17 protein-coding genes are annotated in these 15,885 nt (G+C 61.8%); 8 read left to right on the top strand and 9 right to left on the bottom strand.

Annotation, left to right across the window (positions count from 1 at the left end; translation table 11 throughout):
- Nucleotides 1–2: 2 nt before the first annotated feature.
- The 3 genes from FHT76_RS06015 to FHT76_RS06005 all read right to left on the bottom strand — a co-directional run bounded on the left by FHT76_RS06015 (nucleotide 3) and on the right by FHT76_RS06005 (nucleotide 1,902).
- Entirely contained in the window at nucleotides 3–401 is a 399-nt protein-coding gene (locus tag FHT76_RS06015) for a hypothetical protein (protein ID WP_259184860.1), read from the bottom strand.
- 52 nt (nucleotides 402–453) lie between these two features.
- Nucleotides 454–1,098, bottom strand: a complete 645-nt coding sequence (locus FHT76_RS06010; protein ID WP_259184859.1) for a hypothetical protein — start codon at nucleotides 1,096–1,098, stop codon at nucleotides 454–456.
- A 105-nt stretch (nucleotides 1,099–1,203) separates the two neighbouring features.
- Entirely contained in the window at nucleotides 1,204–1,902 is a 699-nt protein-coding gene (locus FHT76_RS06005) for a Bax inhibitor-1/YccA family protein (protein ID WP_259184858.1), read from the bottom strand.
- Between the two features lie 278 nt (nucleotides 1,903–2,180).
- On the opposite strand from FHT76_RS06005, the gene FHT76_RS06000 reads away from it, so the two are divergent.
- Complete coding sequence (locus tag FHT76_RS06000; RefSeq protein WP_259184857.1) at nucleotides 2,181–2,876, top strand: hypothetical protein; 696 nt, start codon at nucleotides 2,181–2,183, stop codon at nucleotides 2,874–2,876.
- Here the strand turns inward: FHT76_RS06000 and FHT76_RS05995 are convergent.
- Entirely contained in the window at nucleotides 2,873–3,808 is a 936-nt protein-coding gene (locus FHT76_RS05995; protein WP_259184856.1) for a DnaJ C-terminal domain-containing protein, read from the bottom strand. The two genes, FHT76_RS06000 and FHT76_RS05995, sit on opposite strands and share 4 nt — an antisense overlap.
- Nucleotides 3,809–3,887: 79 nt before the next feature.
- Between FHT76_RS05995 and FHT76_RS05990 the strand changes: the two genes are divergently transcribed.
- On the top strand, nucleotides 3,888–4,598 hold the full coding sequence (locus tag FHT76_RS05990) for a thioredoxin domain-containing protein (RefSeq protein ID WP_259184855.1): 711 nt from the start codon (nucleotides 3,888–3,890) through the stop codon (nucleotides 4,596–4,598).
- 130 nt (nucleotides 4,599–4,728) lie between these two features.
- Here the strand turns inward: FHT76_RS05990 and FHT76_RS05985 are convergent, their stop codons facing one another.
- Nucleotides 4,729–5,751, bottom strand: coding sequence for a DUF3329 domain-containing protein (locus FHT76_RS05985; RefSeq protein ID WP_259184853.1), 1,023 nt, complete (start codon nucleotides 5,749–5,751; stop codon nucleotides 4,729–4,731).
- A 209-nt stretch (nucleotides 5,752–5,960) separates the two neighbouring features.
- Between FHT76_RS05985 and FHT76_RS05980 the strand changes: the two genes are divergently transcribed.
- On the top strand, nucleotides 5,961–8,348 hold the full coding sequence (locus FHT76_RS05980; protein WP_259184851.1) for an AAA family ATPase: 2,388 nt from the start codon (nucleotides 5,961–5,963) through the stop codon (nucleotides 8,346–8,348).
- An 85-nt stretch (nucleotides 8,349–8,433) separates the two neighbouring features.
- Here the strand turns inward: FHT76_RS05980 and FHT76_RS05975 are convergent, their stop codons facing one another.
- On the bottom strand, nucleotides 8,434–9,228 hold the full coding sequence (locus tag FHT76_RS05975) for a hypothetical protein (RefSeq protein WP_259184850.1): 795 nt from the start codon (nucleotides 9,226–9,228) through the stop codon (nucleotides 8,434–8,436).
- A 79-nt stretch (nucleotides 9,229–9,307) separates the two neighbouring features.
- On the opposite strand from FHT76_RS05975, the gene FHT76_RS05970 reads away from it, so the two are divergent.
- Nucleotides 9,308–10,084: a metallophosphoesterase gene (locus FHT76_RS05970; protein ID WP_259184849.1), complete on the top strand. Its 777-nt coding sequence runs from the start codon at nucleotides 9,308–9,310 to the stop codon at nucleotides 10,082–10,084.
- Here the strand turns inward: FHT76_RS05970 and FHT76_RS05965 are convergent.
- Nucleotides 10,047–10,820: a hypothetical protein gene (locus FHT76_RS05965; RefSeq protein ID WP_259184848.1), complete on the bottom strand. Its 774-nt coding sequence runs from the start codon at nucleotides 10,818–10,820 to the stop codon at nucleotides 10,047–10,049. The genes FHT76_RS05970 and FHT76_RS05965 overlap by 38 nt on opposite strands.
- Before the next feature lie 160 nt (nucleotides 10,821–10,980).
- Between FHT76_RS05965 and FHT76_RS05960 the strand changes: the two genes are divergently transcribed.
- Entirely contained in the window at nucleotides 10,981–11,916 is a 936-nt protein-coding gene (locus FHT76_RS05960) for a 5'-nucleotidase (protein ID WP_259184847.1), read from the top strand.
- 78 nt (nucleotides 11,917–11,994) lie between these two features.
- On the opposite strand, the gene FHT76_RS05955 is transcribed toward FHT76_RS05960, so the two are convergent.
- On the bottom strand, nucleotides 11,995–13,101 hold the full coding sequence (locus FHT76_RS05955) for a hypothetical protein (RefSeq protein WP_259184846.1): 1,107 nt from the start codon (nucleotides 13,099–13,101) through the stop codon (nucleotides 11,995–11,997).
- A gap of 161 nt (nucleotides 13,102–13,262) precedes the next feature.
- Here FHT76_RS05955 and FHT76_RS05950 point away from each other — a divergent pair, with 161 nt between their 5' ends.
- From FHT76_RS05950 to FHT76_RS05940, 3 genes are read left to right on the top strand one after another with little or no spacing between them, the layout of a single operon-like run.
- On the top strand, nucleotides 13,263–13,733 hold the full coding sequence (locus FHT76_RS05950) for an invasion associated locus B family protein (protein ID WP_259184845.1): 471 nt from the start codon (nucleotides 13,263–13,265) through the stop codon (nucleotides 13,731–13,733).
- Between the two features lie 3 nt (nucleotides 13,734–13,736).
- Complete coding sequence (locus FHT76_RS05945) at nucleotides 13,737–14,210, top strand: SprT-like domain-containing protein (protein WP_259184843.1); 474 nt, start codon at nucleotides 13,737–13,739, stop codon at nucleotides 14,208–14,210.
- A gap of 42 nt (nucleotides 14,211–14,252) precedes the next feature.
- Nucleotides 14,253–14,597, top strand: a complete 345-nt coding sequence (locus FHT76_RS05940) for an SLOG family protein (RefSeq protein WP_259184841.1) — start codon at nucleotides 14,253–14,255, stop codon at nucleotides 14,595–14,597.
- Nucleotide 14,598: 1 nt separating this feature from the next.
- Here FHT76_RS05940 and FHT76_RS05935 read toward each other — a convergent pair whose 3' ends face one another.
- Nucleotides 14,599–15,669, bottom strand: a complete 1,071-nt coding sequence (locus FHT76_RS05935; RefSeq protein WP_259184840.1) for a hypothetical protein — start codon at nucleotides 15,667–15,669, stop codon at nucleotides 14,599–14,601.
- Nucleotides 15,670–15,885: the final 216 nt, after the last annotated feature.

The following is a 15,885-nucleotide window of genomic DNA, read 5'->3' as shown; positions in this document are numbered from 1 at the left end:
CGTCAGATCGACGGGGCCGGAGAAGCGCTCTCGGTTTTCGGCTTGGGATGCTCGAGATGAGGGTTGCCAACGGCGATGAGAGCGCTGAGCGGCTCGTATCCGTACTTCGCCTTGATGTCCCCGATTTGGACGACTTCCCAGCCCTTTCCAAGCGGATGCGGCCTCAGTTCGTCCTGAGACTTCAGGAAAGCGTCAGCGTCTTCCTCTGAATGGAAGAATTCGGAGCAATCGGGCCATGGCGTCGTCAGCGCGAATTCGCCGATGGCCGGGCGACGTGTCCCGAGAAACGCGATGTGCTGGCGGCCGCTATTGTCCGGCTTGATACCGTTCCAGTGCGCGCAGACGTAGTATTGCGAGAATTCTTCGTAGAACGGGTCTACCTCGGGCGGCCATTTCGTCATTGTCATCTCCGTGTTCGTTCTAAGGTTGGTGGCGAACACGGCATGCGACAAACTATCCGCACACTTTTCCGAGACGCGCGTAGTTCTCGGGCGTGTCGAGCGCGAGGTTCTTGAAGCGGGCCGTCGCATAAAGGCCGCCCGTGATCTTGTTGACGATCTCCTTGATGCCGGCGTCAATCACCGCGTTGGCGGAATCGGCCGTCGGACCGATCGCGCCGCCCTGTGTGAGTTGCTGCTTCAGAGCCGTGCCGATCCACTTGCGGCCGGCCTCCAACGTGTCCTGTGCGATCCTAAGATGCTGGTATTCGTGCTTCCTCACCTCGTTGTACATGCAGCTGCCTTCCGGCAGAGAACGGGCCAGGTAAATCGTCGGCGGTGCGAGGAAGCCGAACTTGACCGTCACGGAGTCGACCGTCGAACACCAGCTGCCGTCCTCGCGTTTTTGCGACAGGTATTCGGTGGAGTACGAGGCCGTGTAGTCGACCTTGGTCAGGCCCTGCGTCACATAGCCGGGGAGCGACCGATCCGACAGCATGGCGCTTAATGCCCTGGTATCGCGGGAATGGTCGAGGACTTCGCGGGGCGCGTCGATGTCGATTTTGAGATGGAAGGGACGGGACGGGCAATCCTCAGCCGCAAGCGAGGCCATGGGAGCGATGGAGAGAAGCATCGCGGCGAGGATGATGGGCTTGGGCATTGGACTTCCTGTCGGTTCCTGAAAAGGATGACAGCGATTGCGGCCGGCCGAAACGGAAGAGGGCGGCACAGTGGCCGCCCTCACTGTCCTGTGTCTCGCCAGGCCTTAGTCGCGGCCGAAGGAGACGAAGAAGTTGAAGAGGTTGACGATGTTCAGGTACAGGCCGAGAGCCGACGAGTACCTCGCGTATTCGAGGTCGTCCTTGCCGAGGCCGGCGTAGTACATGTCCTTGAGCTTCTGGGTGTCGTAGGCGGTGAAGCCGGAAAAGACGAGGACGCCGATCACGGAGATCGCGAAATCAAGGGCCGCGGAGCCGAGGAACAGGTTGACGACCATGGCGATGATGACACCGATCAGACCCATGAGCAGGAAGTTGCCCCAGCCGGACAGGCTACGCTTGGTCGTGTAACCCCAAAGCGACATGGCACCGAAGGTGAAGCCGGTGATGGCCAGTGCCTGGACGATGGTGTGCGCAGGAAGGCTAATGGCGACAAGGGAGAGGCCGAAGCCCTGAAGGGCGACGAACGCCCAGTAGATGCCGCGCATTGCACCGACGCTGGTCACGCGGAGGAAGGCGGTGCCGAGAAGAAGAACCAGCGGGGCCCAGAGGCCGATGTGGCCGAGGGTCGTCAGGCCTTCGTCGCCGACGACGAGCGAGCGCAACGAGGTGAAGCCTATGATCCAGGCCGTCAGGGCCGAAACGGCGAGGCCGCCGGCGATGAGACCGTAGGTCTTCGTCATGTGGTCGCGTAGACCCGTGTCGAATTCCTGCTGGCCGTAGGTCGAATTCAAATTCTGCTGCATCCCGTCCACTCCTTGTTGGGCGTTTGGATAGTTCCAATATAGCGACGGTTGCAACAAGTTTCCAGAAGTGGGGTTTAGATTTCCTTAATCGGGGTCTTGGTTTTTACCGATGATGCCGCCCCAGCCTTCGCGTGCGGTACGCAATTCTTTTGCCATTCTAAACCTCGTAGCGTTATTTTCCTCTATTGTAAGACGCCGGCCGTGTTTTTGGTAGCCGTCGCTTGTCGCCTGCTGCGTGCCGCGTGATCATGGAGCCACAGAAAACATTGGCGATTTTCATGACGACAGCTTTTGACCGCTTTTCCCTCAAATGGTCCCCCTACATGATCAAGGTCTCGGTCGGCCTCAGCGCGGTGGTAATGGGGGCGGCGTCGCTCAACTACGCCTTCGACAAAGCGATCGAGTTGACTTCGCCGGAGATCGTGCAGGACCGCGCCTATTTCGAACCGGGCGACGCAGACGTAGCCCAAAACGTGTTTACGAGGACGACCCACCTGGAAGTGGGAATAGCAGCCATAGAACGGAAGATGCTGGCCGCTTCCGACGAAGGAAAGCTGGAGTTGGCAAACGAGATCGACACCTGGTTTGAGGCATGGGTGCTGGCCGAAGGATGGAACACCGAGCATCGCTATGACCGGACCGTATTGCGGGCATCCGGAGGACCGGGTCCTCTGTCGGCCGTGATCGCCCAGGTGAACGGGAAGAAAGAGCACCTCATGAAGGCGGCCCTCGATCTCAAGTCCCTGACTGTCGCGTTCGCGCTGCAAGATGGCGAACTGGCGAAAAAGGCGCTCGACTCGATGAGGGAGCGGGATTCCCTCGACCAGACCGGAACAGAAGCGCGCGCCAACCAGGACCGGGAACTGGACCGCCGTATCGCCGAGTTCGCCGAGACGGCGCAAGAAAATCTCTCCGAGAAGGCGACATGGATCGGACAGAAGAAGCTGAGCGGCCTCTCGCGGGTCCTGCCTTAAACGCCGGCTGAAGCGGCATGCTTCAACGCCAGCATCGCTTCCCGCACTCCCGGGTTCGATAGCTTCAGGGGTCTTGTCTTGACGATGACGACGAGGTCGCCTTTCGCTTCGGTGTAGTGCAATCCACGGCCTTTTACCCGGAAGCGCCCGCCGTGCGGTGTTTCGGGCGGAACCGCCAGGCGCAAAACCTCTCCGGACGGCAATGGCACGTCGACGGTGGTGCCGAGAACGGCGTCATAGATGTCCACCGCCACCGACGTCTCGACGTCGTCGCCCGCTATCCTGAAATTGGGGTCCTTCACCACTACGGTGATCTCGACGTCTCCGACGACGTTCTCGCGTCTGTTGTTCGCGCCGCCTGGAATGACCAGATGCTCGCCCGAACGGGTGCCTGGAGGGATGTCGACGGCGCACTCGTCCATGTGGACGGTGCCGAAGCCTGCGCATTCATGGCAGATGAACCAAGTCACCCTTCCGGTGCCGGCGCAGTCCGAGCATTCGACCTTGAGGCGGATCAGCGCGGAATTGCGGTTGTGCCTGACCCCTGTCCCGAGACAGGCGGTGCATTCCACGGGACCTGGAGACGGAACGCGACCTGAACCGGAACAGCAGGAGCAAGGTCCCGATATGCCCTCGACGGACTTTCGGCATCCCGTCATCGCCTCGTGCACGGTCAGGAACACGTTCCGCCGCAACGTGATGACGGTCGGCGCGCTCGCCCGTTGCATGGGCCGCTTCCTCGGCTGAGCGGCGGCGTCCAGATCGTCCAGAAGCTGCTTGTGCGCTTCGCTCAGTACATGGAAGCGCGCGGCCGCGTCCGGGTCATTCGGGTTGAGGTCGGGGTGGCACTTCTTGGCAAGCTGGCGGTAGGCCGCCGTGACTTCGTCTTTCGTTGCGTTGAAGGGGACGCCGAGGACAGTGAATGGGTTCATGCTGGTGTCCGGGAGATTGACATGGATTGCATCGGATGCATTAAGTGAAGTCTTCAATTAAGCAAACAAGGAAACGGCAGTGAAGGCTGTATCAAAGGCGCTGATCCTCGCAACGATGTTAATCCCGTCGGCCGTATGCGCGCAACAGCCGAGGCTGTCGGACGAAGACCGCAAGGCGGTCGTGGACGAGGTCATCGAACACTTCAGGAAGAACCCGGGAGAACTGCTCGGTGCCGTCGCGGCGCAAAAGGCCCAGGCTCCCGCCGCGCCCTCCGTCGAGGCCTTCGCCGGTTCCGCGGTCGACCCCTGGTACGGCCGCGCCGACGCGGCGATCTCGATCATGGTCTTCTCGGATTACGGTTGCTCGACCTGCAACGAGGTCGAGAAGATGCTCGACAATATCGCCGCGACCCGCGGCGACGTGAAGATCGTCCACCGCGACTACCCCGTCAGCGGCGAGGACGCGGTGGCGGCTTCCCTCGACGTCATCCAGGCCTTCAACAGCAAGCCTCAGGGAGACTGGATGAAGCTCCGCCAGCAGCTTATGTCTAAAGGCGTCGCGCCCGAATACCGCATCGAGGCGTTGCGCGCCGCTGGCATCGAGCAGAGCGGCGAGACGAGCGCCGGCGTGAAGCTGACGCTCCTGAAGAACCGCGAGCTCGCCAGGCGGGCCGGGGTCAAGACGCTTCCGGCCGTCATCGTGATGAAGGGCGACGGCGTCGTGCCGATCTCCGGCGACGTGACGGTCGAGGGCGTCAACGAGGCGATCCGGCTCCTGTCTTCGAATTGATGGCCGGAGGCCAGTCCCTCCGGCATTCTCGGTAGAGACTGGCGGAAGCGTCGGATCGGCAGTTGGCCAACAAAAAGCCCGCCGCGGATGGAAATCCACGGCGGGCTTTTTGTATTCTAGCGGACGGCTGCTATTCGGTCGCGCCGAACGGATGGCTCCACGAAATGAAGCCGAGAACGGAGACCAGGAGGAGTGAGAGGCCGACCGCGCCGACCGAGATCGGATCGAGCGTCCAGCCGATCAGGGACGAGGCCAGCAGCGAACCGCCCGTGACGGCTCCGGTGATGAGGGCGAAGACGGAGGCTTTCTGCGCGAGAAGCAGAGACGCGACCGCCGCGGCGAAGCAGGTCGTCAGCATCAAAAGCGCGTCGGTGTACTTGAGGAGCGCCAGCCCGTTCAGGAAAACCGAGTGCTGCTGGATGATCAGGCCGAGCGACATCACGGCCATGGAGCCGAGGACGATCTTGGTGCTTGTCGACGGAGGGTCGAGACGGCTGTAGTGGCGCAGCGAGTAGTAAAGCAGGCCGATGACGAGGAGCGGGGCGAGCCAGCCGACCGCCAGACCGAGAAGCCCGGCCGGAGCGGTGTTCTCGCGCTCGAACGACGTGGTCAGGACGAAGGGCGCGGCGGAGGTGCGCAGGTCGGCGATGGCCGTCGCCATTTCCTTCCAGCGCGTCATGAGATTCGGGCTGTCGGGCGCGATGTAGGATGCCTTGACCAGGCAGTTCTCGGCGAGCCGGATGAACATGTGGCCTTCAAGCGATTTGCCGACGTTCGGGAGCGTGGTGGATTCGACGATGCGCCATGCGAGCGGCTCGTAGGGGAAGAAGGATGTCTCGACGGTTCGATGCTCGTTCTGCGCGACGACGGCCTGCGCGCCGAGTTCCTTCTCGTACTGGGCCATGTATTCAGTCTTGGAGAGGCCGACCGAAGGTGCTGGCGTGTCCACGGCGAAGTTGGCGATGATCCTCGGATCGTCCTTGTGGCGCAACGTGATCGAGCTTGGGGTCTTCTCGTAGACGTCGAGCGAACCAGTCAGGTACGGCGATGTCTGGATGATGCGGTCGAGCGGAACGTTGCAGGCGGGTACGGCGCTGGCGATGCCAGGCGAGATGAAGGTTAGCATGGCGGCCACCGCCAGGATTGCGCGCATCAAAATTCCTCCGAATGGCGTTTGAAAATGATAGACCCGAAAATTTCCCCAAGTCGAGGCTTGCATACGAGTTCTTGAATTAAAGAGTTGAAGATTGAATTAAGGTCAGGCATTTTGTTCCGCGTCCGGGTGGTCTGGAGCGAAATTCCGGGGCACGATAGCAGTTGAGTTCTTCAATTAAATCCAAACTTCATGGAGCAGCAGCCGGGATGTCCGACACGCTTTCGCCAACCAAAAATCCGCCAGCATCCATGGACCTGTTCGCCGGAATGAACGATCTGGGCAAGGCGGCGCTCGAGCCGGATTTCCTTCAGGGCCTCGAAGGCCCACCGCCGGCCGTGCAGCAGGAGCCGAAGGTTCCCGCGGTCGAAACCGACACGGAAGAGGTTTCCGCCAAGATCACCCACCGTATCTTCCCCAAGCAGTTCGTGGGCGACGACGATTTCGCTGTCTACGCGGTCGAGTTCGACACCGCGAAGCTGTCGGGCGACTCCCGCCTCAAGGCCCGGTTCTCGGGCAAGATCACTTTCGCCGGGCATTACCGTCCGGAGAAGGGCGAGAAGGTCGTCGCCCAGGGCAAATGGGTCACCTACAAGGGCGAGTCGTCCTTCAAGGCGCTGATCATGTATCCAGAAATCCCGAAGGGCGCGGAAGGTGCCGTGACCTACCTCAAGATCGCCAAGATCGAGGGTGTCGGCAAAGCCACGATCGAAAAGCTGCTCAAGAAGTACGGGGACCGGTTGCCGGAGGTCATGGAAGACGCCGACGAGATGGCGACGACCATCAAGCGCGTGCTCGCCGACCGTATCGCCGCGGCCTTCACCAGCCTGATCGGCCAGCCGAAACTGGTGACCTTCCTCGCCGAGTTCGGCCTGCGCGAGTCCCTGATCCAGAAGATCATCAAGCGCTTCGGTGCGGCCTCGATGAAAATCGTCGACGAGAATCCGTGGCGGCTTGCCGAATCCATCGACGGCATCGGATTCAACAAGTCGGACATGATCGGCCGCAAGGCCGGTCTCGACCCCAAGTGCGAGCCGCGCCTCAAGGCCGGCATCCGCTACACGTTGAACCTCAAGACCAACCAGCAGGGTCACTGCGGCCTGACGCGCGAGTTCCTCGTCAAGGAATCCGACGAAGTCCTTCAGGTAGGAGCCGAGACCATCGCGCCGATGATCGACGCCGTTATCGCGGACCGCGACGCGATTTTCGACGAGGACGTGGGCCTCATCTATCCGTCCGGTCTGCACAAGGCGGAGCGTTCGCTCGCCGACCGGCTGCGCACGATCATGGCCAAGGGCGACATCACGCCCGAGGGTGCCGCCAGGGATGCCGTGGAGGCGGCGATCGAGCTCTTGGGCGTCAAGCGGGACGAGAGCCAGGTGGAAGCCGCTCTCATGGCGGTCATGAACCCGATCGCGATCATCACGGGTGGCCCGGGCACCGGCAAGTCGACGACGCAGCGCATCATCGTCGCCGCCCTCGAGAAGCTCGGAAAGTCCGTGGTTCTCGCGGCACCCACCGGCCGCGCCGCGAAACGCCTCGCCGAAGTCACGGGCAAGGAAGCTTCGACCTGCCACCGCCTGCTGAGCTTCTCAGCCGAGAAGGGCGACTTCCTGTTCGACCGCACCAATCCGTTTCCCCAGAACCGCTTCATCGTCGACGAGTTCTCGATGATCGACGTCCGCCTCGGCTCGTCCTTCCTCGACGCCATCAAGGACAGGGCCGGCATCACCATCGTCGGCGACGTCGACCAGCTCCCGTCGGTCGGCGCTGGACAGGTCCTAAAGGACATGATCGACAGCGGCGCGATCCCCGTGGCGCGTCTGCGCACCATCCACCGTCAGTCGGGAGACAGCGGGATCGTCGTCGCCGCCCAGCGCATCAACACCGGAAACCTTCCGATCGAGCAGGGCGAGAAGCTCGACGGCTTCTACATGAAGGGCGGCTTCTCGCAGTTCGACGACGATGACGACATGGTCCGCGACGTCGTGGATTTCATGTCGCGCAGACTTCCGAACTCCGGCTTCAATCCGGTGGACGACATCCAGGTGCTGGCAAGCCAGAAGAAGGGCCCGACCGGGGTCGAGAACCTCAACGCCATGCTGAAGGCCGCCCTCAATCCGGGAACGCCTGCGAACACCGTCGTGTTCAAGAGCGGCGGCGGCGAAGTTCGCTATTCGGTCGGCGACCGCATCATGCACACCCGCAACGACTACGTGAAGAAAGTCTACAACGGCGAAGTCGGGATCGTCGTCGACACGGGCGTGCGCCAGCGCGAGGACGGCAAGCAGGAAGCCTACATCAAGGCGGACTACTCGGGCCATTTCGCCTACTACGCTCAGGACGATTCCGGCGACATCACCATGGCGTGGGCCTCGACCGTTCATAAGTCGCAGGGCTGCGAATTCCCTGTCGTGATCTTCGTCTGCCCGTCGGCGCACCGCCGGATGCTGAACAGGAACCTGTTCTACACTGCCGTCACCCGCGCCAAGAAGGTCTGCATCGTCATCGGCAACGACAGCGCCGTCCAGCACGCCGTGAAAACAGAAGACCTCGACAAGCGAGGCACGGGCCTGGCGAAGCGTCTAGCGGCCTGACGGCTGGTTCTCGCAACATCGAAGTCCAATGAAAAAGGGAGGGCCGCAAAAGCCCTCCCTTTCGTCTGGCCGATGCCGCAAGTGGTCAGAGATACCACGAGGAAACGATCTTCCCGAGCCTGATAGACACGCGGGTTGCCGCTGCCTCGGCCAGCCGGAACGTTTCCTGCGCCGCCGCCCTCTCGCCGTCGGTCGCGTCGTCGCCGGGGACGAGGGTCGCGCCGATGTGGGTGTAGACGGCCTTGACCCCGTCCTCGATGCGGCTGAGGTCCTCGCCGATCAGGCCGTCGTCGTCGAAGCTGTGGGAATACGACTGCGCCTCGAGATAGCACTTTCGCATCTCCTCGACGTTGGCGGCCGCCTGCAAGGCCCTCCAGCGCGTCCATGCGAAGTCTTTCATCTTGTCTCGGTTTCCCGCGAACTGGGTGCGGACGTCGTGGGACATCATTGAAACGGCGAGCGAGGCCTGATTGTCCATGCATCCGGCAAGCGTGACCGAAACGGGAGGTTCTTCGGTCGCCTTGTTCCAGGCGGCCATGCCGACAACCGTGATCGCGCAGGCGACGACTGCGGAGCCCACGAACGTTCGCAGCGCGCTCCAGACGCGCTGACTGCGGGTAGGGCCGTCGATCAGCGCCCATAGCTCGGCAGGCTGCCGTTTGGTCATTTCCGCCACCTTCTCCACTGTCCGCTCGCAGACCTCGTGCCAGTCGTCCCACCTCGTGGCGTCGACCGGAATGCACATTTGCCTGCGCGGGTATTCGGGGTGGGTGAAAAGAAGCTCGCCACGGGTTTCCTCGATCCGGCGATCGATAACCCATCCTTCCGAAACGAGGAATTCCCGTAGCCGGGCGGGGCGCGAAGTGTTAATGACAGACAATGGAAGCTCCTTGGAAGACCCGGTGTGACGCGGCGAAACCCATCATAGTTTCCGGACAATGACATTGAAAGCGCGACGCATGAGAATTCTGGACTTCAAGGAAAGCCCCGACACGATCGAATACGCCATCGGCGACGTTCACGGATACCGCGAGCATCTCGAGACGGCGCTTCGTTGGATCGCGATGGACAGTGCCGAGCGCGGCATGCGGGCGCGTGTCCATCTGCTGGGCGACTACGTCGACCGAGGGCCAGATTCCAGGGGCGTCATCGAATTGCTGATGGACGGTCCTTCCGACGACCATGTCGAATGGCTGCCGCTCAGGGGCAACCACGACCACGTATTCGCCTCCGTCTGCCGCGACCCTAAGCACGAACTGGCAAGGGAGTGGTGGGAGCATGGCGGCCAGCAGACGTTGATGTCGTATGGATGGCATCCGTTGCACGATGGCATGCCCAAGGACATCGGCAGCTGGGTACCCAAGGTCCATGCCGATTTCCTGCTGTCGTTGCCGGTCGGACATGTCGTCGGCAACCGTCTGTACGCGCACGCGGGCGTACGGCCGGGGAGGGAGCTGATCGACCAGACCGACCGCGACCTTATGTGGATCAGGAACGAGTTCCTCAAGCACAAGGGCGACTACGGCTTCGTCGTCGTGCACGGGCATTCGCCGGAAGCGGAGAACCCGATGGATCACGGAAACCGGATCGCGATGGACGGCGGCTGCTTCTATACAGGGAACCTCGCCACTGCTGCCTTCGACCCAGGCGTCAATACGCCCAGGTTCCATATCAGCAAAGGCATGTCGGTCTTGCCGCTCACAGTCCTGGCTTCGGGCCCGCTGCCGTCGCCGTGAACTGGCGGCGAGGCGGATCGCAGATGCGACGTAGCGCCGCTCGGGCCATTGATCCTGCTCTGGTGTAGGCGGCGTCACGGTCGTCGGATAGCCTGGTGGCAGCCTTCTTCAGCCCCAGATTGGTCGCCGACCACGTCTTGGCCTCGGCGATGACTTGCGGAGAAATCTTCACGCCTGCGGCATGCGCCGCCTCGATATGCTTTGCCGCGTTTGCCAGCGGCCTGGCGGCCTCCACCTGGACCATGAGGTCGAGCGTCGCCTTCCTGAATTCAAGGTAGGAATGCAAAGCCGTCCAGTAGTCCCTCAGAAAAGACGCGGTGATCGGCTGGACCGTCGATTCCGGGACGACGTAGCAACGCGCGTGTTCCACGATGATCTCGCCGATGGCCGCGGCAATCTGCTCGTGCGCGTCATGATCGGTTGTGGCGATAACGACGCCTTCCCAGGGAAGAAGGGTCGGACCTCTCACGACCACGGCCGATCTGTCGATGCTTCGGATGAGGTCAAGGTCAAGCAAGGTTTCCAGGTCGTCGGTCCTCCAAGCCGCTTCTTCGTCGAGTCTCGCGCCAGAAATCCAGAGATAGACCGCATAACAATCCAATGGAATGTCCGTCACCTCGCGATCGGACCGAAAAATCATATCCACGACCCCCTGTTCGCGCGCCTCTTGCAGGATGTCCAGGCGAAGTCGCTTGAGCGATTGAGTCTCGTCGGCTCTGGAAGTGTCGGCGGACATGTGGGGTATCCTTTTTTTAGCTGGGTCGTGACCGTTTAACCACAAGGCTTGTCAATCGACAACTATTTAAAGACGTCGATTGCGCTTGGCGCGCTATTTTGTTGACGCGAAGTCCATCATTAAATAGAGTTTGCGCGAATTCGAAACGCAAGTGGTGTCCATGAAAACCCTCACAGTCGCCGTATCGGCAAGAGCCTTGTTCGATCTCGAGGAAGCAAACGCCCTTTTTCTCGAAAAGGGACCGGAAGCGTTCGTGGCCCACATGCGCGAGACGCAGGACATCCCGCTCGCGCCGGGCGTCGCGTTTCCGCTCATCAAGGGCCTGCTGAACCTCAACACGCTGTCCGACCGCAGGGAACCGTTGATCGATGTCGTCATGGTGACGAGCTTCTCCAACTCGGCCGGCATCCGCATCCTGCGGTCCATCAATCACCATCAGCTGCCGACGCTGAGATCGAGCTTCATCACTGGCAACAAGCCGACAGTGGAATACCTCGACGCGCTCGGTGTCGACCTTCTTCTGTCGAAGTCTCCAGACGACGCGCAGGCAGCTATCCGCAGCGGGATCGCCGCGGCCGTCATGTACGACCTGCCGAAATCGGAGGATTTCGACGGCGATTTCCAGATCAGGATCGCTTTCGACGGCGATGCCGTTCTTTTCTCCGACGAGTCCGAGCGCATCTACAAGGCTCGGAAGCTGCCGGGGTTCCTGGAGAACGAAAAGGTCAACGCGAACATCCCGCTTGCCGACGGCCCGTTCGCCAAGGTGTTCAGGATCATCAACGACCTGCAGCAGTGCCTGATCAACGGCCGCAAGCCGTTCCGTATCGCGCTGGTCACGGCGCGGGGCGGCGACGCCCGCGAACGGGTCATCCGGACATTCGATTCATGGGGGATCGACGTGGACGAGGCCCACTATCTCTCGGGCTGGCCAAAGGCGGGCATCCTCAAGGCGTTCCGCCCTCACATCTTCTTCGACGACCAGGACGCCCACGTCGGGCCGGCATCGGAAGTCGTTCCCTCAGGCCTCGTCCCGTGGGCCAATCCGCTTGAGGAAGACGCAACCGTTGCGGTCGCCGAGGCGGCCGTTCATTGATCGTCTCCGAAGACGGAGATAGCCAGACGCGAAAACGGGGCCAATTGGCCCCGTTTTAATTTTCCGGATGTCGAGCGCTTAGAAGCGCGGCGCGCGCGGCGCAAGGAAGGACGGGACCGAGGCCTGCGGAGGAGCCGAAAGTTCTTCCTGCGACGGAACCGGGCGGGCGACCGGCTGCGGTGCCTGGCGGACAGGTTCGGGACGCGAGAACGGCTTCGAAGTGGCTGCCTGCTGCTGGAGCGGCGGGCGGTTGGCGAACGGCGTCGCCGTCTGGAATGCCGGACCCTTCTGCTGGGGAGCGGAAGACTGGAGAACAGGTTCGACCGGGGTGTCGTCGAGCACGTCGTCTGCCGGGGCGGCGTCGATCATGATCGCGTCTTCCTCGGCGACGTTTTCGGACGCTTCCGCTGCAGCGGATGTCGGGCCGAGAACCTCGTCGTCGGCACCGAAGTCCGCCGTCGGCTCTTCAGCCGATTCCGGCGCGCCGAAGCCTGCCGTTTCTTCCGGGGTTGCCTCGACCGTCTCGGTGTGTTCCTCGGGATTGCTCTGAGCGACTTCGGACGCTTCCGGGGATTCCGGGGCGTCCCTCAGCCGGTCCTCGCGGGCGAAGTGCGCGGCGGCCAGAGCTTCCGGATCGGCGTCGACGTGCGCGCTCGAGCCGAATTCCTTGTCGTCGGCTTCGTTGTCGGCCAGAAACGACTCGAGGTCGAGCGGAACGCCGGCGTAGTTGGCGACGAATTGCGCGACGGCCTCGTAGGCGAGCGCGAGCTGTCCGCTGTTGCGAAGCTTCTCTGCCTTGCGGAGCGCCTGGGTTGCGTCGTTGCGAAGGCGGGCGGCCTCGAGAGCGATGCCATCCAGGATGTTGAATGCGGAGGCGTGTTCGGTCTCCTTGGCGACGAAGCTGCGCTGCTTTTCTTCCTTGCCGTCCTTGACGAAGGTCCGGGTCTGCCATTCGCCGTTGAGGGTGACGACAAACCGTTTGGAGGAAACAACCTCGTTCTCCGAGAGCATCGCGGCGATCTTGGCGTTGAAGGCGAGTGCGACGCTGCCGTAGAACCTGGCGCGCGCGTAACGTCCGTTGGTGTCGTTGCCCCAGATGGTCGTGTGCGCCACCTGTTCGTTCGGGCGCTGCGAGTGCGGCGAAAAGCCCGTATGGTGTCCCTGAATCTCCATGGTCAGTTTCATGGCGACGTTTCCCGTTAATTTAAAGATTTCCTGTCTTCAAGATACAGCCGACCAAGCAAGACACCAACGATGTCTCTAATTTACGGTTCCACTTGCGCCGCCGAAGTCCTCGCTTTAGCCTTTAACTTAGGAATTTCCGTGGATAACAGGACAAGAGAAACATGAGGAACCACATTCTCGCGGCTGCCGTCGCGCTGGTCGCGCTGCCGGGTCTCGCAAACGCCGCCGAAGTCTTCGACAACTGGACCGTAGAGAACGCCAACGGCCGTTGTACCGCATGGACGAAGCCGGTCAACGTCGACGGTGAACAGCGCGACGGCGCTTACCTTTCGATCGTCAATGTTCCGGGTGAAGGCGTCAAGAATTCGGTGGCCTTCGTTTACGGGAAGACCGGTGCCGGCAAGGCGCAGGCGTCCGCCACTGTCGACAGCAAGACATTCGAGCTTCTCACCTTCGACACGGCGGCGTTCGCAGCCAGCGGCAGCCCGGAAGCAGAGCTGATCGCGGCGATGCGCCGTGGCTCCGATGCGGCGGTGAACTGGACCGAGGCCGACGGCTCGATCTCGAAGGACAGCTACTCGCTCAAGGGGTTCACGTCGGCGCGTGCCAAGATCGAAGCGGATTGCCGCTAACCGATGGCCGATCAAGCCGCACGCCGACTGTACCACTGGGAAGAGGCGTTCGTCGAACCCAGGCAGTCGGCTGCGGACAGGTTGCTGACCAGTGACCAGTGCCGGGACTACGTGTTCCGTGCCTGCGCAGCGACCGGAACCAGACTGCCCACGATCAAATTCTCCAAGGCCAGCCATTCGCCCTGCAAGGCCGACATGGCCAATTGGCAGATCATCATCGCCGAGTGGGGGTATTCCGCCGTCACGGTACTCCACGAAGCGGCCCACCTCGCGACTTACGAAGCCGTCAGTCGCGGGGAAAACGGTCACGGTCCGTCATTCGCCAGGATGGCCATCGAGTTCTACTCGGGATTCCTCGGCATGAGCCGTGACTACCTCCTGCAGAGCGCTGCCAGATGCGGCGTCCTCGTCGGACCTCCGGTCTCCACCATTTCCCTTCCCTCAAACGCCAGCCCTTTTTCGGACCTCGAGTTTTAGCGTGCCGTCGGTGTGACCCGGTCGCGCGACCAGAGACATGCCATGACCGCGAAACTGAAGATCGCCGTTATCGGAAGCCGAACCTTCCGCGACGACAAACTGTTGGCCAAGACACTGACCGAACGCGATCCGGGTGCGGTGATCAGCGGCGGTGCAAAAGGTGCCGACCACCTGGCCGAGCGCTGGGCGAGGCGCAACGGGGTGGAGACGCTTATCTTCCACCCCGACCGCAAGAAATACCGACACCCGTACCATCATCGGAACCGTCTGATCGTGGAAGCCTGCGACATGCTGATCGCTTTCTGGGACGGTCGCTCTTCGGGAACCAAGTACACGATCGAGTACGCCCGTCGCATGGGCAAGCCTGTGACGGTCGTCCGCTTCTGATTCAGCCCTCGCCGGAATCCCACGGGACATCGATACCGATCGCCTCGACCTTCCAGATGTCGCGCTTGGCCATCTGGCGGAGCAGGTCTTCCAGACCGCTGCGGTCGCGGCCGACCCTGAGACGCAATCCTTCGCTGCGGACAAGTCTGTCGCCTTCGGATTCCTGGTACCAGAAAGACGACTTGCCGTCGGTGGTCGCGAAGGAGAGCATCGACCCCTTGGCGTAGACCGCGAATCGGTTGAAGGGCGTCTTGCTGATGAAATCGTCGACCTTCTGCCACAGTCCACGGTGGGCAAACATCATATGCGTGAGGATTTCGGCCTGGCAGTCGGAATGGTACGGGAACTCGACCGCGTCTTCGAGGTCACCCTCGAGCCACGCGATCATCGCGCGCCACATCGCGGACAAGACGAGAAGGTGGGCTTCCTCCTCCATGAAGTAGGCTTCCTTCGTCATTCCCGGCACGAACGGAGAGCCGCTCAGCTTCACGATGTCCTGGAACTGCATGAACGTCCCGACGGACAGATAAGCTCTCGCCGCTCCCTGTGCCACGCTCTCGGGAAGGCGACGCGGCGCGACGGCCTCGGTTTCGGCGTCTAGCCGATGCCATGTCGTCCAATAGGTCGAGAACGGCTCCGATTTGTAGCGCGCGTGTGCCTTGTGCTCGTCGGTACAGGCCGCCTTGTCTTTCGGCCAGCCGCCTGGCGGGCAGCGGTCTGGAAGGTAGTAGAGGAGGTCGTCGGCGCTCCTGGGATTCCGGGCGCGCATGGTGAGCATGGAATCGACGCCATCGAGCATCTCGCCCCATAGATCGGCGAGGCATGCCATCACGAAGGCTTTCTGTACGCCATAGCGCTCGATGAGGCCGGCATCGACATGGATGCCTTCGAGATCGCGTTCCTGCTCGTAGCTGTCGAACCACTGCCACAGGCGGTCTCCTTCGAAGAAAACGTCGGTGGCGTCGGCGGCAGCTGCGATCATGCCCAAAGACGGGATGACCGGAACATGGAGGAACTGGCTTGTCGGAGATTTGAGCGCGCGCTCGCGCAGGGACTGGTAGTCGGTTGGCATGGGATGGTCCTTGTTGCTGTTTCCTGAAGGGCGGAAGGGCAATGAGGACTGGCGGACCGCGCTGGCGGTGGTCCGTGATATTTGAACTGAAGCTATCGGCGACTGCCGAACGGACGGCCCGTATGGCAGGGCTAGATCATGAAGGTTTCGAACGGGTCCATCTGGCTTCTCCTGTGACTTGATAAGTGTGCCTCTCGGCGCGCTGTAGGTAAATCC

It is taken from the genome of Rhizobium sp. BK176, from assembly GCF_024808055.1.
This window is presented reverse-complemented; position numbering and strand designations above follow the sequence as displayed.

Bases quoted from the DNA above. Each gene is read 5' to 3' on its own strand.
- FHT76_RS05985 (WP_259184853.1), bottom strand. From the start codon at position 5,751: ATGCGCGCAATCCTGGCGGTGGCCGCCATGCTAACCTTCATCTCGCCT.
- FHT76_RS05945 (WP_259184843.1), top strand. From the start codon at position 13,737: ATGGCCGATCAAGCCGCACGCCGACTGTACCACTGGGAAGAGGCGTTC.
- FHT76_RS05960 (WP_259184847.1), top strand. From the start codon at position 10,981: ATGAAAACCCTCACAGTCGCCGTATCGGCAAGAGCCTTGTTCGATCTC.
- FHT76_RS06005 (WP_259184858.1), bottom strand. From the start codon at position 1,902: ATGCAGCAGAATTTGAATTCGACCTACGGCCAGCAGGAATTCGACACG.
- FHT76_RS06000 (WP_259184857.1), top strand. From the start codon at position 2,181: ATGACGACAGCTTTTGACCGCTTTTCCCTCAAATGGTCCCCCTACATG.
- FHT76_RS05955 (WP_259184846.1), bottom strand. From the start codon at position 13,101: ATGAAACTGACCATGGAGATTCAGGGACACCATACGGGCTTTTCGCCG.
- FHT76_RS05965 (WP_259184848.1), bottom strand. From the start codon at position 10,820: ATGTCCGCCGACACTTCCAGAGCCGACGAGACTCAATCGCTCAAGCGA.
- FHT76_RS05935 (WP_259184840.1), bottom strand. From the start codon at position 15,669: ATGCCAACCGACTACCAGTCCCTGCGCGAGCGCGCGCTCAAATCTCCG.
- FHT76_RS05980 (WP_259184851.1), top strand. From the start codon at position 5,961: ATGTCCGACACGCTTTCGCCAACCAAAAATCCGCCAGCATCCATGGAC.
- FHT76_RS05940 (WP_259184841.1), top strand. From the start codon at position 14,253: ATGACCGCGAAACTGAAGATCGCCGTTATCGGAAGCCGAACCTTCCGC.
- FHT76_RS05950 (WP_259184845.1), top strand. From the start codon at position 13,263: ATGAGGAACCACATTCTCGCGGCTGCCGTCGCGCTGGTCGCGCTGCCG.
- FHT76_RS06015 (WP_259184860.1), bottom strand. From the start codon at position 401: ATGACGAAATGGCCGCCCGAGGTAGACCCGTTCTACGAAGAATTCTCG.
- FHT76_RS06010 (WP_259184859.1), bottom strand. From the start codon at position 1,098: ATGCCCAAGCCCATCATCCTCGCCGCGATGCTTCTCTCCATCGCTCCC.
- FHT76_RS05995 (WP_259184856.1), bottom strand. From the start codon at position 3,808: ATGAACCCATTCACTGTCCTCGGCGTCCCCTTCAACGCAACGAAAGAC.
- FHT76_RS05970 (WP_259184849.1), top strand. From the start codon at position 9,308: ATGAGAATTCTGGACTTCAAGGAAAGCCCCGACACGATCGAATACGCC.